At 68.8% G+C, this 22,914-nt stretch carries 21 protein-coding genes; 13 read left to right on the top strand and 8 right to left on the bottom strand.

The annotated features are described in order from the left end of the window. Nucleotides 1–2: 2 nt before the first annotated feature. From cydB to ftsY, 4 genes are read left to right on the top strand one after another with little or no spacing between them, the layout of a single operon-like run. Nucleotides 3–1,001 (top strand): cytochrome d ubiquinol oxidase subunit II, encoded by a 999-nt coding sequence (cydB, locus tag ACFFGN_RS30460; RefSeq protein ID WP_380054699.1) that lies wholly within the window; start codon nt 3–5, stop codon nt 999–1,001. Continuing rightward, on the top strand, nt 998–2,620 hold the full coding sequence (gene cydD / locus ACFFGN_RS30455; protein ID WP_380054695.1) for a thiol reductant ABC exporter subunit CydD: 1,623 nt from the start codon (nt 998–1,000) through the stop codon (nt 2,618–2,620). The genes cydB and cydD overlap by 4 nt, the downstream gene beginning before the upstream one ends. Next, complete coding sequence (gene cydC, locus ACFFGN_RS30450; protein WP_380054693.1) at nt 2,617–4,185, top strand: thiol reductant ABC exporter subunit CydC; 1,569 nt, start codon at nt 2,617–2,619, stop codon at nt 4,183–4,185. The genes cydD and cydC overlap by 4 nt, the downstream gene beginning before the upstream one ends. A 30-nt stretch (nt 4,186–4,215) precedes the next feature. After that, nucleotides 4,216–5,391: a signal recognition particle-docking protein FtsY gene (ftsY, locus tag ACFFGN_RS30445; protein ID WP_380054689.1), complete on the top strand. Its 1,176-nt coding sequence runs from the start codon at nt 4,216–4,218 to the stop codon at nt 5,389–5,391. Nucleotides 5,392–5,403: 12 nt separating this feature from the next. On the opposite strand, the gene ACFFGN_RS30440 is transcribed toward ftsY, so the two are convergent. From ACFFGN_RS30440 to ACFFGN_RS30430, 3 genes are read right to left on the bottom strand one after another with little or no spacing between them, the layout of a single operon-like run. Then, nucleotides 5,404–5,931, bottom strand: a complete 528-nt coding sequence (locus ACFFGN_RS30440; RefSeq protein WP_380054686.1) for a DivIVA domain-containing protein — start codon at nt 5,929–5,931, stop codon at nt 5,404–5,406. A gap of 59 nt (nt 5,932–5,990) precedes the next feature. Next, entirely contained in the window at nt 5,991–7,109 is a 1,119-nt protein-coding gene (locus ACFFGN_RS30435; protein WP_380054683.1) for a globin domain-containing protein, read from the bottom strand. 6 nt (nt 7,110–7,115) lie between these two features. After that, complete coding sequence (locus tag ACFFGN_RS30430) at nt 7,116–7,493, bottom strand: group I truncated hemoglobin (RefSeq protein WP_380054680.1); 378 nt, start codon at nt 7,491–7,493, stop codon at nt 7,116–7,118. Between the two features lie 267 nt (nt 7,494–7,760). Here ACFFGN_RS30430 and ACFFGN_RS30425 point away from each other — a divergent pair, with 267 nt between their 5' ends. The 3 genes from ACFFGN_RS30425 to ACFFGN_RS30415 all read left to right on the top strand — a co-directional run bounded on the left by ACFFGN_RS30425 (nt 7,761) and on the right by ACFFGN_RS30415 (nt 9,697). After that, nucleotides 7,761–8,450 (top strand): Clp protease N-terminal domain-containing protein, encoded by a 690-nt coding sequence (locus tag ACFFGN_RS30425; RefSeq protein WP_380054677.1) that lies wholly within the window; start codon nt 7,761–7,763, stop codon nt 8,448–8,450. A 53-nt stretch (nt 8,451–8,503) separates the two neighbouring features. Beyond that, entirely contained in the window at nt 8,504–8,983 is a 480-nt protein-coding gene (locus ACFFGN_RS30420; RefSeq protein ID WP_380054675.1) for an isocitrate lyase/phosphoenolpyruvate mutase family protein, read from the top strand. A gap of 93 nt (nt 8,984–9,076) precedes the next feature. After that, nucleotides 9,077–9,697, top strand: coding sequence for an RNA polymerase sigma factor (locus ACFFGN_RS30415; protein ID WP_380054672.1), 621 nt, complete (start codon nt 9,077–9,079; stop codon nt 9,695–9,697). Here the strand turns inward: ACFFGN_RS30415 and ACFFGN_RS30410 are convergent. Continuing rightward, the gene (locus ACFFGN_RS30410; RefSeq protein WP_380054668.1) at nt 9,663–10,301 is read right to left on the bottom strand and encodes a TetR/AcrR family transcriptional regulator; all 639 of its coding nucleotides are present in this window, start codon (nt 10,299–10,301) and stop codon (nt 9,663–9,665) included. The genes ACFFGN_RS30415 and ACFFGN_RS30410 overlap by 35 nt on opposite strands. A 255-nt stretch (nt 10,302–10,556) precedes the next feature. On the opposite strand from ACFFGN_RS30410, the gene ACFFGN_RS30405 reads away from it, so the two are divergent. From ACFFGN_RS30405 to ACFFGN_RS30390, 4 genes are read left to right on the top strand one after another with little or no spacing between them, the layout of a single operon-like run. Then, nucleotides 10,557–11,915 carry an ammonium transporter gene (locus tag ACFFGN_RS30405; protein WP_380055109.1) on the top strand — a complete coding sequence of 453 codons (1,359 nt, stop codon included), beginning with the start codon at nt 10,557–10,559 and terminating at the stop codon, nt 11,913–11,915. Further along, a complete protein-coding gene (locus ACFFGN_RS30400; protein WP_380054665.1) occupies nt 11,912–12,250 on the top strand; it encodes a P-II family nitrogen regulator in 339 nt (112 codons plus the stop codon). The genes ACFFGN_RS30405 and ACFFGN_RS30400 overlap by 4 nt, the downstream gene beginning before the upstream one ends. Before the next feature lie 14 nt (nt 12,251–12,264). Further along, complete coding sequence (locus ACFFGN_RS30395) at nt 12,265–14,532, top strand: [protein-PII] uridylyltransferase (protein ID WP_380054662.1); 2,268 nt, start codon at nt 12,265–12,267, stop codon at nt 14,530–14,532. A gap of 12 nt (nt 14,533–14,544) precedes the next feature. Next, a complete protein-coding gene (locus tag ACFFGN_RS30390) occupies nt 14,545–15,585 on the top strand; it encodes a DUF2332 domain-containing protein (RefSeq protein WP_380054659.1) in 1,041 nt (346 codons plus the stop codon). Here the strand turns inward: ACFFGN_RS30390 and ACFFGN_RS30385 are convergent. The 4 genes from ACFFGN_RS30385 to ACFFGN_RS30370 form a co-directional block, all read right to left on the bottom strand. After that, complete coding sequence (locus ACFFGN_RS30385; RefSeq protein ID WP_380054657.1) at nt 15,582–16,463, bottom strand: arginase family protein; 882 nt, start codon at nt 16,461–16,463, stop codon at nt 15,582–15,584. The two genes, ACFFGN_RS30390 and ACFFGN_RS30385, sit on opposite strands and share 4 nt — an antisense overlap. A gap of 98 nt (nt 16,464–16,561) precedes the next feature. Further along, the gene (locus tag ACFFGN_RS30380; RefSeq protein WP_380054654.1) at nt 16,562–17,848 is read right to left on the bottom strand and encodes a hypothetical protein; all 1,287 of its coding nucleotides are present in this window, start codon (nt 17,846–17,848) and stop codon (nt 16,562–16,564) included. A gap of 2 nt (nt 17,849–17,850) precedes the next feature. Next, complete coding sequence (locus ACFFGN_RS30375; RefSeq protein WP_380054651.1) at nt 17,851–18,297, bottom strand: hypothetical protein; 447 nt, start codon at nt 18,295–18,297, stop codon at nt 17,851–17,853. A 146-nt stretch (nt 18,298–18,443) separates the two neighbouring features. Continuing rightward, complete coding sequence (locus ACFFGN_RS30370; RefSeq protein WP_380054648.1) at nt 18,444–18,896, bottom strand: hypothetical protein; 453 nt, start codon at nt 18,894–18,896, stop codon at nt 18,444–18,446. A 346-nt stretch (nt 18,897–19,242) separates the two neighbouring features. Between ACFFGN_RS30370 and ffh the strand changes: the two genes are divergently transcribed. Then, nucleotides 19,243–20,814 (top strand): signal recognition particle protein, encoded by a 1,572-nt coding sequence (gene ffh, locus ACFFGN_RS30365; protein ID WP_380054645.1) that lies wholly within the window; start codon nt 19,243–19,245, stop codon nt 20,812–20,814. Between the two features lie 137 nt (nt 20,815–20,951). Continuing rightward, the gene (locus tag ACFFGN_RS30360) at nt 20,952–22,667 is read left to right on the top strand and encodes a lytic transglycosylase domain-containing protein (RefSeq protein WP_380054643.1); all 1,716 of its coding nucleotides are present in this window, start codon (nt 20,952–20,954) and stop codon (nt 22,665–22,667) included. The last annotated feature ends 247 nt before the right edge of the window (nt 22,668–22,914 follow it).

Below are 22,914 nucleotides of genomic sequence, written 5' to 3'. Positions count from 1 at the left end.
TCATGGAACTCACCACCGTCTGGTTCCTGCTGATCGCCGTGCTGTGGATCGGCTACTTCGTGCTGGAGGGATTCGACTTCGGCGTCGGCATCCTGCTGCGGGTGCTCGGCCGGAACGAGCCCGAGCGCCGGGCCGTCGTCACCACGATCGGCCCGGTCTGGGATGGCAACGAGGTCTGGCTGATCACCGCGGCCGGTGCCACCTTCGCTGCCTTTCCGGAGTGGTACGCCTCGCTGTTCAGTGGGTTCTACCTGCCGCTGCTGGCGATTCTCTTCGCGCTGATCATCCGTGGCGTCGGCCTGGAATTCCGGGGCAAGCGCGACGACCTGGAATGGCGGGACCGCTGGGACACGGTGATCGCGATCGGCTCGCTGATTCCCGCGTTCGTGTGGGGACTCGTGTTCGCCAACCAGGTGCGCGGTGTTCCGCTGGACGCCGACTTCGAGTACGTCGGCAGCCTCGCCGGCCAGTTCAACCTGTACGCCGTCCTGGGTGGCGTCGCGCTGACGGCCCTGTTCGTCACGCATGGCGCGATCTTCCTGGCCTTGCGTACGACGGATGACCTGCGGCTGCGGGCCAACCGGCTGGCGGCGCGGACGGGAGTGGTCACGGTATTGCTCGTCGCGGGTTGGTTGTTGTGGACGTTCGACCTGCGCGGGTCTACGGCGTCGGGCGTGGTCGCCGGAGCGGCCTTGGTGGCGTTGCTCGGTGGACTGGCGGCGAATCGTGCGGGCCGGGAGGGCTGGGCCTTTGGCGGAACGGCGGCGGCGATCGGGCTGGCGGTGGCGTCGTTGTTCGTGGCGATGTGGCCCGCGGTGCTGCCGTCCACGGTGAACCCGGCGTGGAGCCTGACCGTGACGAACGCGGCCTCGACGCCGTACACGCTGAAGATCCTGACCGTGGTGGGCGCGATCTTCACGCCGTTGGTGCTGGCCTACCAGGGCTGGACCTACTGGGTGTTCCGCAAGCGGGTCAGCGTTGAACCGGTGGCGGTGGCATGAAACCCCTGGACCCCCGGCTGCTGCGCAGGGCCCGCGCGGCCCGGGTGTTCCTGCTCGCGTCGGTGCTGATCGGCGTGACGACGGGTGGGCTGATCATCGCGCAGGCCGTACTGCTGGCCCGGGCGATCACCACCGTGGTGGTGTCCGGTACGACGGCCGGCGTCGAGCGGCTCGCCTGGTTGCTGGCAGCAACGATCCTTGCCCGGGCGGTACTTGTCTGGCTGCAGGAGGTGGTCGCGCAGCGGTCCTCGGCGGCGGTGAAGTCCGCGCTGCGCGGCCAGTTGCTCGCCCACGCTCTGCAGCTCGGGCCGGGCTGGCTGAGTGGGGAGCGGACCAGTTCGCTCACGACGTTGCTGACTCGTGGACTGGATGACCTCGATCCGTACTTCGCGAGGTACCTCCCGCAGCTGGTCCTCGCCAGTACGGTGCCGATCGGGGTCGCGGTGTGGATGGCGCGTTCCGACTTGATCGCGGCCGGAACGGTCCTGGTGACCCTGCCGCTGATCCCGATCTTCATGGTTCTCATCGGGCTCGCCACCCAGGCGCACAGCCGGCGACGGGCCCGGGCGCTGGACGTGCTCGCGCACCACTTCGCGGATGTTGTCGCGGGTTTGACGACGCTGAAGGTGTTCGGCCGGGCCAAGGGACAAGCCATCGCCGTACGGCGGGTGACCAACCGGCACCGGGTGGCCTCGATGAGCAGCCTGCGGCTGGCGTTCGTATCGTCGCTGGTGCTCGAACTGCTCGCCAGCATCTCCGTGGCCCTAGTAGCGGTTGGTGTCGGCCTGAGGTTGGTGGAAGGCCAGATGGGGCTGGAGACGGCTCTACTGGTGTTGATCCTCGCGCCGGAGGCTTACCTGCCGTTGCGACAGGTAGGCGCTCACTTCCATGCAAGCGCGGATGGCGTCGCGGCCGCCGAGGAGGTCTTCCGGGTGCTTGAGACGCCTCTGCCGGCTCACGGTGGTAGGACGGACTTGCCGGCTCTGCCGCTGTCTCTGCGCGGTGTCACCGTGCAATACCCGGATCGGGCTGAACCGACGCTGGAAGGCTTCGACCTCGACCTACACGCGGGTGAGGTCGTCGCGCTGGCCGGAGCCAGTGGAGCCGGGAAGTCGACCGTATTCGCCGTCCTGCTGGGTTTCGTCGCTCCTGCGGCTGGTTCGGTTCAGGTCGGCGGGACGGCGGCCGAGGAGTACGATGCGCGGGCGTGGCGCCGGTTGTTCGCCTGGGTGCCGCAGCGGCCCGGCCTGCTTGAGGGCGACATCGCACACAATGTCCGACTGGGACGGCCCGACGCCTCCCACGCCGACGTACGGCGAGCCCTAGAGCTCGCGGGCGCAGCCGAGCTGGACCCGGCCCAGGCCGTGGGGGAGCAGGGGCAGTTGCTGTCGGGTGGCCAGCGGCGCCGGGTCGCGTTGGCCCGGGCGTTGATCACGGACGCGCCGGTGCTGCTACTGGACGAGCCAACGGCCGGGCTCGATGCCGAGACCGAGGCGACAGTGCTCGAATACCTCCGCGCGAGCGGCCGAACCGTCCTGCTGGTGGCACACCGCCCGGCCCTACTAGCGGCCGCAGACCGGGTCGTGACGGTTGGCGCCCGGGAGCTGGTGATCGCGTGAAGTCCTTGGTAGGCGCCGTCGTAGCGGGTGTACTCGCCTCCGGAAGCGCGGTGGCTCTCCTGGCCACCTCCGCCTGGCTGATCACCACTGCCGCGGCACAACCGCCCGTACTCACGCTTCTGGTAGCGATCGTCGCCGTACGGGCGTTTGGTGTGGCCCGAGGCGTCTTCCGGTACGTCGAAAGGCTTGCCGGGCACGACGCGGCGTACCGGCTCTTGGGTGATGCCCGGTCGCGGATGACGGCTCGGCTCGAAGAACGCGGCCTACAGCACCTACGCCGGGGAGACCTCCTGGCACGGCTTGTGCTCGACGTAGACGCCGTACTCGACTTGTGGCTGCGAGTGGTTCTACCCCTGCTTGTGGCGGCTATTACCGCCACCGCGACTGTCGTCCTCGTCGTACTACTCCTACCGACTGCAGGTCTGGCCGTCGCCTTGGCGGTTCTAGTCGCTTGCACAGTGGTTCCCTGGCTTACCGCCCGGGCGGCGCGTCAAGCCGAGAAGGCCGTCGCAAGCGATCGTGGCGAGGCCTACGCGCTCGCAACCGCCACGCTGCAGGCCGCGCCGGACCTGATCGCGTACGACGGCGTCAGCCGGGCCCTGGACGAATTCGCTCAGGCGGACGCTCGACTGGCCTGGGCCGAGCGGAGGTCCGCCTGGAGCGCGGGACTGGGTAACGCCCTGCTGGTGGTCTGCGTCGGCGCTGCCAGCTTGTCCGGGTTGATCCTCGGTAGCGCGGGAGAGGTGTCCGGTCCGGTCTTTGCCGTGCTGGTGCTGACCCCGCTCGCCTTGGCCGACGTACTCGGTGGAGTCCCGCTTGCGGCGCAGATGGCCATCCGGGTCCGTGCCTCCCTCAAACGCGTCGAGGCCCTCGCGGAGGCGCCCACGCCGGTTGGTGAGCCACTAGCGCCTGTAGCTCTGCCTAGCGGGCGGGACCTCGTTGTAGCCGGGGTGGCCGCTGGGTACGGCGATGGGCCGGACGTGCTGACCGATGTGGACCTCGAGCTGGCCGAAGGGGCTCGGGTGGTTCTGACGGGTCCAAGCGGTTCCGGCAAGAGCACCCTGGCCGGCGTACTCCTGCGGTTCCTGGATCCCCGGGCCGGGCGGATCACCTTGGGCGGGGTAGATGTCTCGACGCTGGCCGGGGACGACGTACGGACCGTGGTCGGACTCATGACGCAGGAGAGCCATATCTTCGACACGAGCATCGAGGAGAACCTCCGGATCGCCAAGCCCGACGCGACCGTCGACGAGCTCATGGAGGCCCTGGACCGAGCCAAGCTGGGCGACTTCGTCCGAGGGCTGTCGAAGGGGCTCCAAACGATGGTCGGCGAACACGGCGCCCGGTTGTCCGGCGGCGAGCGGCAGCGGCTCGCGATGGCCCGCCTGCTGTTGGCCGACTTCGACATCCTGGTGCTGGACGAGCCGACCGAACACCTCGACACCGACACCGGCCAGGCCCTGCTGTACGACCTGTACGCCGCCGCGGGACAGCGCAGCATCCTGCTGCTCACGCACCACCCGGAGCAGGCGCCGTACGCCGATCAGCTGGTGGACCTGAGCTGACGCACCGGCCGTCTGAAAGGATGGGTGATCGTGTTGACCCCTCAGGTTGTTCCTCTGCTCACCGACCAGGTGCTGATCGCGATCATCGCGGTCGCCGTGATCCTCATCGGCGCCTCTGCCGGTTTGGTCGTCTCCCGCCGCCGCAAGGCCCAGGAGCTGCCTCCGCCCGCGCCCACACCGCGGATCGAGCCGGCCGAGCCTCAGGTCGGCGACGACGCGGAAGAACCCCGGGACACGCCCACTCGCACGCTCGAGGACACCGAGCTGCCGACGGTCGAGCGGCCCGAGTCGGCGCAAGGACGGCTCGTCCGCCTCCGCGCCCGCCTGGCCCGCTCCCAGGGATCGCTCGGCAAGGGACTGCTGGCGCTGCTGTCGAGCGACAAGATCGACGAAGAGACCTGGGACGACATCGAGAGCACCCTGATCACAGCCGACGTTGGCGTCGGCCCGACCCAGGAACTGGTCGAGCGGCTGCGCACCCGGGTCCGGGTTGAGGGCATCGCGAACGCCGAAGAGGCCCGCTCGGTGCTGCGCTCGGAGCTGGTCGCGCTGGTCGACCCGACGCTGGACCGGTCGCTGAAGACCTCGCGGACCGATACGAAGCCCGCGATCGTGCTGGTCGTCGGCGTGAACGGCACCGGTAAGACCACCACCGTGGGCAAGCTGGCCCGCGTCCTGGTGGCCGAGGACAAGCAGGTCGTGCTCGGTGCGGCCGACACCTTCCGCGCGGCCGCCGCGGACCAATTGCAGACCTGGGGTGAGCGGGTCGGCGTTCGGACCGTGCGCGGTCCCGAGGGCGGCGACCCCGCGAGCATCGCGTTCGACGCGGTCAAGGCCGGGATCGAGGCCGGCGTCGACGTCGTACTGGTGGACACCGCGGGCCGGCTGCACACCAAAACCGGCCTGATGGACGAGCTTGGCAAGGTCAAGCGCGTGATCGAGAAGTCCGCCGAGGTGGACGAGGTCCTGCTGGTCATCGACGCCACCACCGGGCAGAACGGGCTCACCCAGGCCCGCGTCTTCGCCGAGGTGATCAACGTGACCGGCATCGTGCTGACCAAACTCGACGGCACGGCCAAGGGCGGCATCGTGATCGCGGTGCAGCGCGAGCTGGGCGTACCGGTCAAGCTGGTCGGCCTCGGCGAAGGCGCCGACGACCTGGCTCCGTTCGACGCGGAGCAGTTCGTCGACGCCCTGCTCGACTAGAACCAGCAGCGCCTAGTTCTTGGTGGACAGGTCGCCCCACCACTCGATCTCGCCGAGATCGGGCTCGGGTGGCCGGGGCAGCTCCGGTAGCCGGCCGAGCCGCTCGACCTGTTCCGCCAGCGCGTCCAGCACCGAGCGCAGCTGCACGTGCGCGACCTGGGTGAAGGTCCGTACGTACTCCAGCTCGGCGTTGGGCGGGAACGGGCCCTCGGCCGCGCGCACGGCAGTCTCGACCGACTCGTGCGCCTTCTTCAGTACGTCGCGATGCTGGTCCCGGGCCGCCTCGACCAGGTCGCGCGCGTACTGCTCGGCCTCGGCGACCAGGTTGTCCGCGATCTGCTGCGCCTGGCTGAGCAGCCCGACCGCGTGCGCGGTGATGTGCGCCCGCTCCTCGTCGTCGGTGCTGCGGGCGCGGATCCGCTCCAGCTCCGCCCGCAGCGCGGCCCGATCGGCATCGGCGTACTCCACCTGATCGGCCAGATCGGCGAGGAAGTCGCTCACCTCCGCCTGGTCGTAACCGCGCATGCGGGTGCTGAACACGTGGTGGCGAATGGTGTTCGGAGACTGCGCGGGTCTCCGGGAGAAGGCGTCTTCGCTTGTCACTGGGGTCCCCCAACGAACTGTTCGGAGCGGATGTTCGCCGTCGGTAGACCGGCCGCGGTGAGCTCGCCGACGGTGTGCGCCACCATCGCGGGCGAACCGCAGACCAGCGCGAGGCGATCGGTCCAGGGGCCATGGGCCGCGGCGATCGAGCCGATCAGCCCGCGCTGACCGGGATACGACCCGTCGTCGGAGACGGCCGGGGTGTAGTCGAACCACGGCCGCCGGGTGAGCCGGGTCAGCTGAGTGTGCTCGTACAGGTTCCACGGCATCCGGGCGCCGTGGAACAGGTGCACCTTCGGCGTGGTGCCGCGCCAGCCCTGGTCGAGTTGCTCCAGCATCGCCCGCAACGGCGCGAGCCCGGTACCGCCGGCCACCATCAGCAGGTCGCGGCCGTCGTCGGGTAGGGCCAGCTGTTCACCCACCGGCGAACCCAGCCGGAGGGTGTCGCCCTGGCGCAGCGACCGGACCGCGGCGCTGCTGACCTGGCCACCCGGTACGAGCTGGATGTGCAGCTCGATCGAGCCGTCCGACCTGGGCGCGTTGGCCGGGCTGAAGTACCGCCAGCGGCGCGGGCGTTGCGGAAACTCCACCGCGACGGACTGCCCGGGCCGGTACGGCAGTGGTTCCGCCGGCCGGACGTGCGCCACGCTGACGTCCATCGTGCGCCGTTCGACGCCGATGACCTCGGCGGGCCACCAAGCCGGGCTGATATCGGCCGACTCATCCGCCGCGTCGACCATCACCGCCGCGACCAGGCCGTACGCCGTGGCCCAGTCGGACGCCAGTTCCGGCGTCCACGCGGGACCGAGGAAGTGCTGCAGCGTCGCCAGCAGCGAGGCGCCGACGTGGGAGTAGTGCTCGGCCACCACCGCGAACCGGCGATGGTCACGCCCGAGCTGCGCCAGCACGGGCGTGACCTGATCGAGTTGGTCGGCATTGCTGACCACGGCACCGAGCGCGGCCACCAGCTTGTCGCGCTGGGCCGCCATCGAGACCGGGAACATCTCCCGGAGTTCGGGATGGCTGAGGAACAAGTGGGAGTAGAAGAACAGGGGGACCTCGTCACCGGACTTGGCGACCACCGCCCAGCTGTTCTTCAGTGCGTCCGGATCCATTCCGGGTCAGTGCGTGACGACGTCGTCCCGGGTCGTCGCGAGTGCCTCCACGACCCGGTCGATGATGTCCTTGCGAACCTCGTGCGCGTGCAACGAGGTGATCAGGTGCTCGACCACCCGGCCGAAGTCCTGCTCGGTGATCTCCCGCCCGGCGTGCGCGGCGGCCAGTTCCGGGCCCTCGTAGCTGACCGGGCCGCCCATCACCTGCGACACCAGCTGAACCTGGTGCCGCTTGAGCCGGGTCAGATCGGTCGACGCGAAGTACCCGACCAGCTGCGGGTCGGCCAGCACCCGCTGGTAGAAGAGGTCCACCACCGACGCGATGGCCGGCGCGCCGCCCACCGCGGCGTAGTCGCTTTGTGGAGCCTGCCTGTCGTTCACCACGAAGTATCCACATCCCAAGTCGTTTTCCGGCCCCGAGCGGTATCGATACGAGCACTAACCCACAGTGATCGTCAAGGTGTGGTGACGTTCTGCTGGAGATTCGTTCAGACTCGCCGCCAGGCGTTGACAGTCCTTGTGGAGAAGGACAACCTGGGCTACTTGTTCCGACCTTCGAGACGGTTGCCCTCGGCAACTGTCTGTGACCGTCGGCCCGGGTTTGTCAACTCGAGGTTGACGGCCGAGGATTGTCAACCTAGGGTTGACGACATGACGCCTGGACCGAATCTGCAGGAACTCATCGATACGATCCGCCAGGACGCGGACAGCGATGACGAGCTGGCCCAGCTCGCCACGGCCGCGACCGAGATCAACGAACTGACCGCGACCAGCGACGCGGCCCTGGGGTACTTCGTGGACCGCGCTCGCGCGGCCGGTAAGTCCTGGCTCGAGATCAGCGCCGTGCTCGGCGTGAGCAAGCAGGCGGCGCACAAGCGGTTCGCCGTCTCCTGGACCACCCGCCCGGCCTTCGACCGCTATACCGGGCGCACCCGCCGGGCGGTGGAGGCGGCACCGCGAATCGCCGCGGCCTCGAACCACAACTACGTCGGCACCGAGCACCTGCTGCTCGGCTTCTTCACCGAGCCGGCCTGTCTCGCGGTCAAGCTGCTCGCCGCCGCCGGTATCACCGAGGAGGCACTGGGTCAGGCCATCACCGCGGTGGTCCCGCCCGGCGCGAACCCGGTGGAGGGCGAGCCGCCGCTGACGCCGAGGGCCTCGCACGTACTGCAGGGCGCCGTCGCCGAAGCCCTCGAACTCGGCCACAACTACATCGGCACCGAGCACATCCTGCTCGCCTTCTACCGCGACTCCGGTGGCGTCGCCGCCAAGGTCCTCCGCGAACTAGGCCTCACCGACGAAGCCGCCCGCACCGCCGTGGTCGATGCCCTCGCGACCTGATCAGGTCCGAATATGGCCAGACGTGCTCGCTCGGTTGGGTCACGCTGGAGCACGTGACGGATAACGCGACAGCACTGCAAGATCTTCATCGAGAAGGCCCGCTGGTACTACCGAACGCGTGGGACGCCGGTTCGGCGGCGGCGATCGAAGCGGCCGGCGCCAAGGCGATCGCGACCACCAGCGCGCGCATCTCCTGGGCCCAGGGGCTCCGCCCATCGGAGCCGCTGCTGGGAAAGCCGGAGCAGGCCGAACGGTTGCGCACGGCAAGGGAAACGGCGAAGGCGGTTGGCGTCGACCTGATCAAGGTGCTCGTCACCGGACCACTTCCGCTCAACGTGATGGTGCACCCGGGCGCACTCGGCGTCTCCGAACTGATCGACCTCGGGGTGGCCCGGATCAGCCTGGGTTCCGGCATCGCCCAAGCGTCGTACGGCCTCGCGGCAGCCGCCGCCCGAGAAGTCCTCGGCGCCGGTACCTACCGCCAGCTGGAGGACGGGATGGACTACAGCGAACTCAACGCCCTCCTGACCTGACAGCCTGGCTCACGGGGTCTGTTCCCGGGGGCTGTCTCGTGTAACTCTTGCGCCACCGCGGCGATGTAACCATCGCCATGGCAGGGAGGCATGATGCGCGAGTACGTCGACCAGGAGTTCGCGGTTTACGTTGACACCCGTCAGGACAGGTGGCTGCGTGGGGCGACGCTGGTCTGTCTGGACCCGGTTAAGGCCGGTTCGGCTTTGCAGGCGGCGTTGGCCCGCTTGGCGATGCGGTGGGGGCGGGAGGACGATCCGGACGCCTACGCGCTTCGCCTGCTCTACGAGCGGATTGTGCGGCGCAGGCTGCCCTGGCAACAGGAGACCGCCGCAGCACCGGGGGAGGTCCTACGTGCGCTGGGCACGCTCACCCCGTTGCAACGGGCAGTACTGGTTCTAGTGGCGTACGAGGAGCTCACGGTCGTCGAGACCGGGGACCTGCTCGACATCTCGCATATCGCCGTGCGGGAACAGCTGCAGGCCGGTCTGAGCCGCCTGCAGGCAGAACTCGGTACGTCGTCCAGCCGGCTGCCGGACGTGCGCATCACGCTGGACCAGGCGGTGGACGGAATCCTCTCACCTGGTCTCGCGGACGACGCCTGGGCCGCCGGTGCGGCGATCGGCCGGCGCAGGCGTCGTACCGGTTTTTGGTTGTCGGTCGCGGTAGTGGCCGCTGCTGCTATCTCTCTGCTGCTGATCGGTCTCGCACAGTAGTTGCCGGGTCCCCGCAAATCCCGAACAAGGTCATCCGGACCAGGTCCTCGACATCGTCCGGCCCTGGCATCGGCTCACCGGTGACGGCTCGCACGATCAGTAGGCCGGCGAGCCACTGGACCATCACCGGTACGTCCGCGTCGGGCCGGATCTTCTCCCCACGGGCGCGGGCCCGATCCACCGCGGCGGCGGTGAGGGCCACCCGATGCTGGAGGAAGTTCCGGTACAGCGCGGCCGTCTGCGGATCCCGGTTGATCTCACTCAGGGCGAGCCGGATCAGAGCCACACCCTCTTTGCTACCCGCGAATACGACCGCGTCGGCATAAACCTGAGTCAGGTCGCCGACGATCGATCCGGTGTCCGGATCGGGTATTTCGATACTGAAGACCTGCGTCATCGCGTCATGGGCCAGATCTTCCTTACTGGCCCAGCGACGGTAGATCGTTGCCTTGCCCACCCCAGCTGCCTCGGCCACGTCATCGACGGTCATACCGTCGAAGCCGCGCTCCAGCAACAACTGGATGGCGTGCCTGCGGATCCGCGGTTCCGCCTCAGGATCCCGCGGCCGGCCACGACGTGGCCGTTCCCCGTTGTTCGTCTCCATTTCGACTGCTCTCGGCTCGGACGGTCGCAGTGGCGCGGCTGCGGCCGTGTGGTGCAGCAAGAGTGCCACTCGGCGGGCGATCCGTCATCCGGATGTCACCTGGCGGCACGCTTTGTCACATCCGCGAAACAAATGCCGCGATCGGTTGAAACGGGTCCCCGCCAACGTTTGCCATGTGGCCGCGCGGGCTCCCCGCTGTCGTGGAGCGACCGATTGAGGACGACGGCCCAGTTCGTGATCGACGAAGGGACCACGATGGAGATCAACGCCGGCGATACCGCCTGGGTCTTGATCAGTGCTGCGCTGGTGTTCCTGATGACACCAGGGCTGGCTTTCTTCTACGGCGGTATGGTGCGCGTGAAGAGCGTGCTCAACATGATGATGATGAGCGCCATCACCATCGCCGTCGTCACTATTTTGTGGGTGGTGGTCGGCTACTCGCTGACGTTCGGTGGTGACAACGGCGGGGTGATCGGTAACTTCTCGGCCGCCGGGCTGAAGGGCCTGCTCGCGCCGGAGTCCGTGACCGGTGCCGAGGGCCACGCGATTCCCACGCTCGCCTTCGTGGCCTTCCAGCTGATGTTCGCCATCATCACGCCGGCCCTGATCTCGGGTGCGATCGCCGACCGGGCCACGTTCCGCGGCTGGATCGTGTTCGTGGCGCTGTGGACCAGCCTGGTCTACTTCCCGGTCGCGCACTCGGTCTGGTTCTTCGACGCCGACGGTGGCGGCGGCTTCATCGGTGCCGGGATCAAGGCGCTCGACTTCGCCGGTGGTACCGCGGTGCACGTGAACGCCGGTGCGGCCGCGCTGGCCCTGGCCATCGTGCTCGGCCGCCGGGTCGGCTGGCGCAAGGACCCGATGCGCCCGCACAGCCTGCCGCTGGTTCTGCTCGGCGCCGGTCTGCTGTGGTTCGGCTGGTTCGGCTTCAACGCCGGTTCGGCGCTGTCCGCGGGTTCGACCGCGGCGGTCACGTTCGTGAACACCCAGGTGGCCACGGCCGCCGCGGTGATCGGCTGGCTCATCGTCGAGCGCATCCGGCACGGCAAGGCCACCACGCTGGGTCTGGCCTCGGGTGCCGTTGCCGGTCTGGTCGCGATCACCCCGGCCTGTGCCGCGGTGACGCCGATGGGCGCGATCATTCTCGGCCTGGTCGCCGGTGGTATCTGCGCCTTCGCGGTCTCGCTCAAGTACAAGCTCGGCTTCGACGACTCCCTCGACGTGGTCGGCGTGCACCTGGTCGGCGGTCTGGTCGGCTCGATCGCGATCGGCTTCCTCGGTAGCGCGGCGGCCCCGGCGGCGGTGGACGGCCTGTTCTACGGCGGTGGCGCCGGTCAGCTCGGCCGGCAGGTGCTGGCCAACCTGATCGTTGGTGTCTACTCCTTCGTGGTCGCCTTCGTACTGGCCAAGGTCATCGATCTCACCATCGGTTTCCGGCTCAAGGAGGACGACGAGCTCACCGGTATCGACCAGGTGGAGCACGCGGAGACGGCGTACGAGTTCACCTCCGGTGGCGGCATGCGCGGTCACTCGCTGGTCCGGGCCGAGCCCAGGCCTGAGACTGTGACCGACGAGACTGTGGGTAAGTCCGACAAGGAAGAGGCGAACGCATGAAGCTCATCACCGCGGTGGTGAAGCCGCACAAGCTGGACGACGTCCGCGCGGCGCTCGAGACCTTCGGTGTGACCGGTATGACGGTGACCGAGGCCAGCGGCTACGGCCGGCAGAAGGGCCACACCGAGGTCTACCGCGGCGCCGAGTACGAGGTCGACCTGGTACCGAAGGTCCGGCTGGAGGTCGTGATCGAGGACGGCGACGCCGCTCAGGTGCTCGACGTGGTGGTCAAGGCCGCCCAGACCGGCAAGATCGGCGACGGCAAGGTGTGGGTGACCCCGGTCGAGACGATCGTCCGGGTCCGCACCGGTGAACGCGACGGAGACGCCCTCTAAATGAGTGCCCTTCGATGACGGATCGAGCAGAACAGCGGCGCGCGCGTGCCGAAGAGGCCGACGCGCTGCTGTACCTGCTGCTCGCCAAGGCTTGCGACGCCCTCGGTCTTCCCGCCGAGGGCGTCGCCCTGGTCGCGGTAGGCGGTTACGGCCGGGAGGAACTCTCCCCGTACAGCGATCTCGACGTGATGCTGGTGCACGTCGACGACTATCCCCGGGTGGACGAACTCGCGTCCCAGATCTGGTATCCGCTGTGGGATTCGCGGACCAGGCTCGACCACAGCGTGCGCACGATCGCGGAGGCCCGCGCCGCGGCGGCCGACGACGTACGTGTCGCCCTTGGGCTGCTGGACGCCCGGCACGTGGCGGGCGACTCTCACCTGACTCTCGAACTTCGCTCGGTCCTGATGGCCGACTGGCGCCGTACGGCGAAAACGCGGCTGCCCGCGCTCGCAGAGGCCTGCCGGGACCGGGCCCGCACTGTCGGCGAGGTGGCTCACCTAGCCGAACCAGACCTCAAGGAGGCGTACGGCGGGCTCCGCGACGCCGTCGTACTCCGGGCCCTGGTGGCCTCTTGGTTGATCGATGTCCCGCATCCGGTGGTGGAACGCGCCCGGCGCGACCTGCTGGACGTACGGGACGAGTTGCACGCCGTAGCCGGCCGGGCCACTGACAGGCTCGTGGCCGACGTCACGGGCGATGTGGCCCGTGGGCTGGGTATGCCCGACCGCGAGGCGTTGCTCCGCCACGTGTACGCGACCGGCCGGGCCCTTGCCCACGTGTGCGACGTGTCCTGGCGCCGGGTCGAGAGCCTCGCCGCGAAGCCCGCGCGAGCCCGTCGGCGCCGTACCAGTGGTGGGCCGTTGCTGCTGGCGCTGGACGAAGGTGTCGGGCAGCACGAGGGTGAAGTCGTCCTGATGCCTGACGCGCGGCCCGAGCGCGATGCGATCATCGGCCTGCGCGCAGCCGCCGTAGCCGCCGACCGTGGACTCGTGCTGTCACCAGCCGTCTGTGGCCGGTTGGCCCGGCATTCCCTGGACCTGCCGACCCCTTGGCCGGGGGAGGCCCGTCGACTCTTCTGCGCACTTCTCGGCGCTGGGCAAGGCCTACTGGAGGTTTGGGAGGCCCTGGACCAGGCTGGCTACGTTTCGCGGATCCTGCCCGACTGGGACGCCGTACGGTTCCGCCCGCCGCAGTCCGCCGTACACCGCTTCACAGTGGATCGGCACCTCCTGGAGACCTGTGTCGAGGCGTCGAAGCTCGTGCGCGACGTACGTCGGCCGGACCTGCTTTTCGTGGCTGCACTCGTGCATGACCTCGGCAAGGGGGTTGAGGGCGACCACAGCGTTACCGGCGCCGAGATGGCTGTAGGGATCTGTAGGCGGCTCGGGTTCAACGAAGCCGACGTACAGACTGTGGCCCTGCTTGTGCGGCAACACCTCACGCTGTCGCAGGTAGCCACTAGACGCGACCTAGACGACCCAATGACGGTTGACCTGATTGCAGGGATCGTTGGCGACACGGACACGTTGGACCTCTTGGAGGCCCTTACGTACGCCGACGCGCGTGCAGCCGGTCCGGCGGCCGCCTCGCCTTGGCGGATGCGCCTAGTGGGTGAACTGGCTCGACGCGTTCGGGCCGAGCTTGCGGGCGGTGGCAGCTCTCTGTGGACTGATGCGCCGCCTATCCCGATTCCGCCGCTGCACCAGGTTGTAGGCATTGGGTCGGTTGGTGTCGCCGTATCGGATCACCACGGGGATCTACGAGTTGTAGTGGCCGTACCGGACCAGGTGGGCTCGCTTGCGACTGTTGCCGGGGTAATGGCGGTAGAGCGGCTCGCGGCTCGTTCAGCCGTCATAACGTCTTCGGACGAGTTAGGCATCTCCCAGTGGTCTGTGTCGGGTTCTGTGCCTGATGCGGTTCGCCTCCGGGATCGGCTGGCTGTGGCGCTTCGCGACGACACCGACCTGGTACGACGCCTCACGGCCCGGGACGCGCCATCCGCCCGGCACCAGCCGAGCCGGGTCGACCTGTTGCCCGGGGCGTCCGAAACCGCCACGGTCCTGCAGGTCCGCGCGCACGACCGTCCGGCCCTGCTGTACGACGTGACCGCGGCTATCGCGGCCGCGGGCGCCGACATCCGTTCGGCCCACGTCAGCACGCTTGGCGCCGAATGCGTGGACGTGTTCTACCTAACCGACAGCAACGGTTCCCCGCTGGAGGAAGAGGACGCGCGCACCTTGGCGAAGACCGTGCTCAATCGGTTGTCGCCGCCTTCTTAATACAGTCGGGGCGTGAAGATCGTCGAGACGTTCCAGGCCCAGGCGCGGGCCTGTGACGAGTTGGGCTCGCCCTTGTACGGGGAACTACTGCGCAGGCTGGTCGACGACTACGAACGCGGCGGCGTCTCCACCGCCGTACTGGCCGGCCACGAGAACGACTCGGGCCCTTCGGCGTTGGCGCTTCGCCTGCTCGGCAGCGTGCACCGGCTGGTGCTGGCGGGGGAGGTGCCGGAGCTGGCCGTGTTCTACCCGAGCGTGGGTGGCGAGTGGGACCCGGTGCTCGGTTGGGAGGCGTTCGAGCAGGTCCTGCATTCGCATGGCGGCGAGGTGCGCTCGCTGCTGAACCAGCCGCCGCAGACCAACGAGGTCGGCCGGGCCGCTGCGCTCTACGGCGGCCTGCTCCGGATTTCGGGCGATCTGCCGGTGCGGCTGTTCGAGATCGGGTCGAGCGCCGGGTTGACCCTGCGCGCGGACCATTACCGGTACGACCTGGCCGACGGCTCGTCGTACGGCCGGCCGGACAGCCCCGTGCGCATTGCTGACGCGTGGCCCCTCGGGTCGTTGCTCACGGCAACCGGCCTGCGGATTGTTGAGCGGGTGGGCAGCGATATCGCGCCGGTGGACCCGTTGAGCGAACAAGGCCGGCTCACGCTGACGTCGTACGTCTGGCCGGACATGACCGAACGGCTGGCCCGTCTGCGCGGAGCGCTCGAAGTGGCCCGCGAGGTTCCGGCGGATATCCGGCGGGAGGACGCGGTCTCGTTCCTGCGCGCGATCGAGCCCGTGCCGGAGCACCTGACGGTGGTCTGGCACTCGGTGATGTGGCAGTACCTGTCGCCGTCCGACCAGGAGGCGGGTACGGCGGCGATCGAGGCCCTCGGCGCACAAGCCTCCGCCTCGGCGCCGGTCGCGCAGCTGTCGTTGGAGCCGGGGCGTCGTACGCCGTCGTCGTCGCATGAGTTCCTGGTGACGGCACGGGTTTGGCCCGATGGCGAACGGCGGATCCTTGGCGTGGCCGCGCCGCACGGCGTACCGGTGGCCTGGGAGGTCTAGGTCAGGGCCGCGACCAGCGTGGTGGTGAGTTCGGCCGCCAGGGTGCCATCGGGATCGAGGTCTGGGTCGAAGATCCCGATGTCGATCCCGGCGCATTTGGGCGAACGGATCAGCGGTTGCAGCAACGCGATCAGCTCGTCATGGTCGATGCCACCCGGGTCCGGGCTGTCCACCGCTGGCATCACCGAGGCGTCGAGAATGTCCACGTCGAGGTGCACCCAGAACCCGTCGAGCGACTCCAGCCGAGCAAGGGCTTCCGCCGCGGCCTTGGCGGGGTCCGCCGCGATGGTCTGCGCGGAGCGGACGAGAATGCCCGCCGCGACCATTTCGTCGTGATCCTCGTCGTCCGCGCGAATCCCCAGCGACACGGCGTCGTTGTCCCGCACGTACGGCGCGAGGCCGTCCAGGTCCACGAGATCGGCCTGGCCGCGACCGGTGACCAGCGCGAGCGCCTCGCCACCCGCGGCTCCGACGTACGGGCTGTTGCCGGTATGCCGGAAGTCCGAATGCCCGTCCAGATACGCGACGCCGAACCGCCCGCGCCGCTTCAGCGCCAGGGTAGGCCCGAGCAGCAGGCTGCACTCGCCACCGAGCACCACCGGGAACTTCCCGTCCGCCAGGATCGGCTGAAGGCGTTCCGCCACCTTCCGGCTGTACGCCGCGATCGCCGCCGCGTTGAACACGCCATCCCCGGGCCGCCACCCGGCCCGGTCATACCTGGGCGGAACGACGTACCCACCATCAGTCGCGCCGATCCTGCCTACCAGCCCTCGGTCCCGCAGAGCGCCCGCCAACTTGTAACACCCGGGCACCACCCCGTCCGCTGGCGGCCGCAACCCCAAATTCGTCGGCGCATCCACCACAACAACCTCGCGCACCCCAACCTCCCTAACCGATAAAGCCCCACCATCGGTTAGCCCAACGCCGGTGTCAACCAACTTCGCGCCGGACGTCGCGAGGATTCCGTCGGCTGGGGCTAATCCCGATCGCGACCAGTCGGCTCGTTCCGCGGCCCGACCGAACGCCCAGCCGTAGCCTCCGCCCCAGAACTCCCGCGCGACCCATCCCCAAGCTTCGGCGCACTCTGCACCGCCCCCGCGGCAGGCGCCTGCCCACTAAACGCCGCCCGCATCTCCACCGGCACCCGCTGCCCAGCCGCCACCTGCCCCGGCTGTCCAGCCGTCATCTGCCCCGGCATGGCCTGCCCTTGCCCCTGCTGACCTTGCACGGGCGGACCTTGCTCCTGCCAGCCATGCACCTGAGCACCCTGCGCAGCTACTCCCTCCAGCCGAGCAGCGGCCTCCGCCGGCGGCAACTGCGCCAAATCAACCGGCCCTCGCTCACCTTGCGCGGGGCCGCCCTGCCCTGGTCCCGCCTGCTGAGGTGGGCCAGCCGCTACTCCTTCGGCCGTTCCAGCGAGACGCTGCTGCTCACCGCCAAGGCCTTGCCCAGACCCCGCCGCGGGCGCAGCGCCGTACGGCCGATCAGGCGATTGCTGATAATGCTGCTCGATCCGCCCAACAGCCCGTTCGACCCGCTCAATACTCTCCCGCGCTACGCCGCCGCCGAGACCAGCGCCGGAGTGGGCAAGGCCCTGCCAGGACATGTCCGCAAGGGCCGTGCTGACCTCGGCCCGGGCGGCTTGCTGATGCTGCGGCTCCGGCGGTACGACGCCGTCGAGCCGCGTGCGCACGATTTCGTCGGCTAGTGCGTTGAACCGCATCGACACTGGTGCGTCGAGCGCCCGGTCGGCCAGCTTACGCCGCGAGGTGTCCGGGCCTGCCGCGTAGTCGAGCACTCGGGTGGTGGCGACGTACGCCGAGTCGTACTGCGCCGGAGGCGTCGGCAGATCCTGGTAGCCGGCCAAATCCGCGAACGCCTGGAAGTTCGAGACCGTCTGGTACTCCGTCAGGCCCTCGTCCAACGCGCGGGACTGAAGATTCCTTTGCGCATCCGGATTCCCCGGGTCGTCCATAGGCACGCGCGAATGCAACGACTCGTGCAGCACGGTGGCGATGGCTTGCGCCTGCTCGGCCCGGCGGGACGGATCGGTGGCACCGGAAAGATGGTCCAGTACGAGCGTCTGGGACAACCGCATGTTGCCCTGAGGATCGAGCGCGCCGAACCGCGTGGGGTTGGAACTGGCGTAGAGGTCACCGTTCCAGCGGTCGGCCGACCCGGGCCGCATCTGGTGGGCCAGGTCGTGCAGCCGTTTGAACTCCTGGTAGGCCGGTGAATCCCGGGGAATCGGCACATCGTTCATCGTCAGCCGCCCTGGGGAGGACGCGGCTCTTCATACCATGCCGGATTCCGCAGGGCGTCTTCCAGATGTTCCAGAACTCGAGCCAGTCCACGGATGTGCGGGGCCTCGTCCGCTGGAGCATGGCTCGCCAGTTCGAAGATCTGGCGCCGCGCCTCGACCAGTGCCTCGATCCGTTGCTCGGTCGTGCCCTCACCGGAGAACGCCTGGCCCTGAATCGCCGAAGCCTCCAGGTACAACGGCCCTGGCTCCGGTTCAGGTTGCGGCGCGGTAGCCAGGCTCGCGATCATCCGCTCAGCCCATTGCCGCTCGGACTCCTTCGCCAAGCCGGGAACGAGCCTGCGCAGGACCTCCTGCTCGGCGGCGAGCGTTCGTCCGCCGTCTGCCTCGACCCGATCGCGAGCGTGCAAGTAGGCGTTGTTGAACGCCGCTACCGTCGTTTCCCCAGCCATCCCGCCAGGCTAGCGGCTGTCCAGCGCAACGCGTGCCCGTCATCCACAGGCCCGCGCGTTCGTCGCGCCACCTCGTTACTCGTGAACGACTGGAATCGAGCGATGGCCGGGATTGGCCGGAGCGACCAGCCGCTCGTCAGCCAAGTTCAGCTACTCGGCGAGGCGGAGGGACCCTCATCCCATGGTGAATTCCGCATGCCCTCTTCGAGATGTTCGAGAACGCGCGCGAGACCCCGGATCTGCGACGCCTCCCGTGCGTCGGCCTTACTGGCAAGCTCGAAGATCTTGTGCCGGGCCTCGGCGAGGGCCTCGATACGTTCCGCTTCGGTGCCATCCGCCGCCAAGGCCGCTCGCTGGACGGCGGAGGCCTCGAGAACGAGCGGACTCGGAGCAGGCGCGGCGGAGGCCGGAGCGACAACGCTGAGACTTTCGATCATGCTGGCCGCCCATTGCCGGTCCGCATCTGTCGTGAGGCCCGCTGCCAAATCCTGTAGAGCGGACTGCTCGTCCGCGATGGTCGCTCCACCCTGGGCCATCACCCGACCACGAGCCAGGATGTACGCCTTGTCGAACTCCGCCACCGACGTTGCCCCAGCCATCGCATGAGACTAGCGGTGAACGGCATCAGCCGGTACGACGGCATCGAGACGGATCCTAACGAAGTGATCCGCGATCGCGTCCCAGCATCACTACCGGCTGACCGGGCGACCGGTCATCAGCTATCTGAGAACTTCGGCGGGTCGGCGAGGTCCCACTGGGAGGTGGCGGGACGAGCTGTCACGGAGCTTGTCCTTGGCCGCCGAGTAGCGGCAGTTGAAGTCCGTTGGCCGCATGTCTACCTCCGGGCGGGACTTTAGTGGGTGGGAGAGGGCGTCGGGTGGGTGTGCGTGGGGCCGGTAGACTCGGCGGGGTTGTATGGGGCACCTCGACTGGAACGGATCACTCGTGTTCGACACGCTCTCCGATCGCCTTTCCGCCACGTTCAAGAATCTTCGTGGCAAGGGCAAGCTGACCGACGCCGATATCGACGCGACGACCCGGGAGATCCGGATCGCGTTGCTGGAGGCGGATGTCGCGCTGCCGGTGGTGAAGGACTTCATCGCGGCGGTGAAGCAGCGCGCGGCGGGTGCCGAGGTGCGCGGCGGGCTGAACCCGGCGCAGCAGGTGATCAAGATCGTCAACGACGAGCTGGTCAAGATCCTCGGTGGTGAAACCCGGGAGATCCGGTTCGCCAAGCGGCCGCCGACGGTGATCATGCTGGCCGGTCTGCAGGGTGCGGGTAAGACGACCCTGGCCGGCAAGCTCGCCAAGTGGATGAAGGAGAGCAAGCACCAGACGCCGATGCTGGTCGCGGCCGACCTGCAGCGGCCGAACGCTGTCACCCAGCTCCAGGTGGTCGGTGAGCGGGCCGGCGTGCCGGTGTTCGCTCCCGAGCCCGGTAACGGCGTCGGTGATCCGGTGTCGGTCGCGCGGCAGGCGATGGAAGAGGCGCGCACCAAGCAGTACAGCGTCGTCATCGTCGACACCGCCGGCCGGTTGGGTGTCGACGACGAGCTGATGAAGCAGGCCGCCGACATCCGGGACGCGGTCACCCCCGACGAGATCCTGTTCGTGGTCGACGCGATGATCGGCCAGGACGCGGTCGTCACCGCGCAGGCATTCCTCGACGGCGTCGGTTTCGACGGCGTGGTGCTGTCCAAGCTGGACGGTGACGCCCGCGGTGGTGCCGCGCTGTCCATCGCGCAGATCACCGGCCGCCAGGTGATGTTCGCGTCGAACGGCGAGAAGCTCGAGGACTTCGACGTCTTCCACCCCGATCGGATGGCCTCGCGCATCCTCGGCATGGGTGACGTGCTGAGCTTGATCGAGAAGGCCGAGCAGAGCTTCGACGCGGGTGAGGCGGCCAAGACCGCCGCCAAGCTGCAGAAGAAGGGCGGCAAGGACTTCACCCTGGACGACTTCCTCGCCCAGATGCAGTCCGTGCGCAAGATGGGCCCGCTGACCAAGATCTTCGGCATGCTGCCCGGCGCGGCCCAGTTCAAGGACCAGCTGGAGAACTTCGACGAGCGCGAAATCGACCGGATCGAAGCGATCATCCACTCGATGACGCCCGCCGAGCGCAACGATCCGCACCTGATCAACGGCTCCCGCCGGGCCCGGATCGCGAAGGGTTCGGGTACCGAGGTGGCCGCCGTCAGCGGTCTGGTCGAGCGCTTCTTCGAGGCCCGCAAGATGATGTCCGCGATGGCCTCCGGCAAGGGCATGCCGGGAATGCCCGGGATGCCCGGGATGCCTGGCATGGGCGGCGGCAAGAAGGCGAAGCAGCAGGCCAAAAAGGGCAAGGCCAAGCGTGTTTCGGGCAACCCGGCCAAGCGCGGAAACCCGGCCGCGGCGGCTCCGCAGCAGCCTGCGCCCGGCGAGCTGCCCGCCGCATTCGGTGGTGGCGGTGCCGCCGGTGGCAACTTCCAGCTGCCCGACGAGCTGAAGGGCCTGCTGGGCGGCGACAGCCCGAAGTAGCGCGACGCCTCGCTGTAGTCCTCCGGTCTCGGTGACGTTTCGGACCACGCCGAACCGGTTGTGTTGTCGAAGTCCGCGGTTAAGATCGTCGGTGCGCCCGAAGCACGATCAGCGAACTGCGAGGACGTGAGACGGCAGTGAGGCAGAAACTGAGCGGCACCAACAGTTGGCGGGGGAGAATCACCGCCACCTGGATCTGGGTCGCGCCTCCGCTGGCCATGGTCGGAGTGGTGGTCGCCGGTAGCGGCGGCCCGTCCAACCTGTTCATCGTCGACAGTGCCGCGCTCGCGGGCGCCAATCGCCAGGACTCGGTGTTCGACGATCTCGCCAAGGACGTCGGCCCCAGCCCGGGCGCCAACGGCCGCCTCGGCAGCGAGAAGCCGTCCGACGTCGAGATCCCCATCACCGGCACGGTCGACGGCCAGGCAGATGTGGGTACGGCGCTGCCTGGCTCCGTCGCGGGTATTCCGAGCAGCGTGCTGCCCGCCTACCAGCGCGTCGCGCAGGAAATCGCGGCCGCCCAGCCCAACTGCGGACTCACCTGGCCCCTGCTGGCCGGTATCGGCAAGGTGGAATCCGCCCACGCGAGCGGTGGCCGCGTCGACCAGACCGGTACGACGCGCGGCGAGATCCTCGGCCCGCTACTGGACGGTGGGCCCGGGATTGCCGCCATCAAGGACACCGACCAGGGCAAGTTCGACGGCAACACCCAGTGGGACCGCGCGGTCGGCCCGATGCAGTTCATTCCTGGTACCTGGGCCATGTTCGGCGCGGACGGGAACGCCGATGGCGTGAAGAACCCGCACAACATCTACGACGCCGCCCGGGCCGCGGGGGAGTACCTGTGCTCCGGTGGCGCCAATCTGAAGGATCCGCGCGGGCTCGTTGCCGCCGTACTGCGCTACAACCACTCGATGGACTACGTGTCCACCGTGTTGCGCTGGATGCAGACGTACAGCTCAGCGGGTGTGCAGGTGCCCGACCGCGATGGCGTCGTACCGCCTCCGTCGGTGGACCAGGACGGCAACGTCGAGCATGACGAGACCCCGCCCGTGGTCGACGACAACGACCCGGTCAACCGGGCCGCGGTGACGCAGACCGTCGCGACGCCGACCCCGCAGCCGTCCGCGACGGCGACCACCACCGCGCCGGTCATCCCGCCGACGACCGCGCCGACCACGCCACACCCGAGCGTGACGCCTTCGCCGCCGGCCACCACGACGACGCCAACCACGGTGCCGTCGCCGCAGCCGACGCTGCCAACGATCTCCCTGCCGCGGCCGTCCAGGCCAACGTCCTCGACGCCGACCAAGGACCCCTCGACGAACCCGACCGAGGAGCCCTCGACGCCGACGACCGACCCGACCCGGACGCCGACCACCCCGGACCCGTCCACCCCGACGACGACGCCGTCCACGCCGACGACCACCACGCCGCCGCCGGACACCACCACCCCGCCGCCCGTCACCCCGCCGTCGGCCACCACGCCGCCGCCAGTGACAACCCCGCCGGCCACCACGACCGAGACGCCGCCCGCCACGACGTCCGAGACGCCGCCGGCCACCACGAACGGCACGACGCCGGCCACGACGACTGCGACGACCACCGGGACGACCACTGGGACCCCGCCGGCCACGACGACTGACTCCACGCCGACCGCCACGACGGCGGAGGCGTGTGAAAAGACGGTGCCCGCTCCGGTATCGCAGCTTTCACCGCCGCCTCCGGTCACCCCGACGATTGCGCCGACCGTGCCACCGTCGTGCGCCCCGGACGCCACCGGCACGGGCGATGCGAACGGCGCCGGCGCCGCCGAAGCCCCCTCCGGCGACGCGGGCAAGCCCGGCTCCTGACCTTTCGGTCATAGCGCACCGGCTATGCCGCGACGCTGTCGCGGAAGCTACTCCGCGCGGCCTTGCCCAGCTATTGAGACGGTAATCCACACGCAATGTGACCGCCAGGCCGATCAGGCCCTACCCTGACCGCCTGGGGCGGTCGCGGGCCGGAGATGAGCTATCACCTCAGGTAACTTTGCGTCGATTTCAGGTAACTTTCTGGCGCCTGGATCGTTGGTGGTTCTATGCGCCTAACCCGTAGTGG

The sequence above is a fragment of the Kribbella deserti genome (assembly GCF_042434725.1).
GTDB classification, from domain to species: domain Bacteria; phylum Actinomycetota; class Actinomycetes; order Propionibacteriales; family Kribbellaceae; genus Kribbella; species Kribbella deserti.
Note: the sequence above shows the minus strand (reverse complement) of the source record. Positions and strands in the feature narration are given on the sequence as shown.

What these genes read in the sequence shown, in the direction of transcription:
- ACFFGN_RS30395 (WP_380054662.1), top strand. Translation starts at nt 12,265, where the DNA reads ATGACGGATCGAGCAGAACAGCGGCGCGCGCGTGCCGAAGAGGCCGAC.
- ACFFGN_RS30400 (WP_380054665.1), top strand. Translation starts at nt 11,912, where the DNA reads ATGAAGCTCATCACCGCGGTGGTGAAGCCGCACAAGCTGGACGACGTC.
- ACFFGN_RS30425 (WP_380054677.1), top strand. Translation starts at nt 7,761, where the DNA reads ATGACGCCTGGACCGAATCTGCAGGAACTCATCGATACGATCCGCCAG.
- cydD (WP_380054695.1), top strand. Translation starts at nt 998, where the DNA reads ATGAAACCCCTGGACCCCCGGCTGCTGCGCAGGGCCCGCGCGGCCCGG.
- cydB (WP_380054699.1), top strand. Translation starts at nt 3, where the DNA reads ATGGAACTCACCACCGTCTGGTTCCTGCTGATCGCCGTGCTGTGGATC.
- ACFFGN_RS30405 (WP_380055109.1), top strand. Translation starts at nt 10,557, where the DNA reads ATGGAGATCAACGCCGGCGATACCGCCTGGGTCTTGATCAGTGCTGCG.
- ACFFGN_RS30370 (WP_380054648.1), bottom strand. Translation starts at nt 18,896, where the DNA reads ATGGCTGGGGCAACGTCGGTGGCGGAGTTCGACAAGGCGTACATCCTG.
- ACFFGN_RS30410 (WP_380054668.1), bottom strand. Translation starts at nt 10,301, where the DNA reads ATGGAGACGAACAACGGGGAACGGCCACGTCGTGGCCGGCCGCGGGAT.
- ACFFGN_RS30380 (WP_380054654.1), bottom strand. Translation starts at nt 17,848, where the DNA reads ATGAACGATGTGCCGATTCCCCGGGATTCACCGGCCTACCAGGAGTTC.
- ACFFGN_RS30435 (WP_380054683.1), bottom strand. Translation starts at nt 7,109, where the DNA reads ATGGATCCGGACGCACTGAAGAACAGCTGGGCGGTGGTCGCCAAGTCC.
- ACFFGN_RS30375 (WP_380054651.1), bottom strand. Translation starts at nt 18,297, where the DNA reads ATGGCTGGGGAAACGACGGTAGCGGCGTTCAACAACGCCTACTTGCAC.
- ACFFGN_RS30415 (WP_380054672.1), top strand. Translation starts at nt 9,077, where the DNA reads ATGCGCGAGTACGTCGACCAGGAGTTCGCGGTTTACGTTGACACCCGT.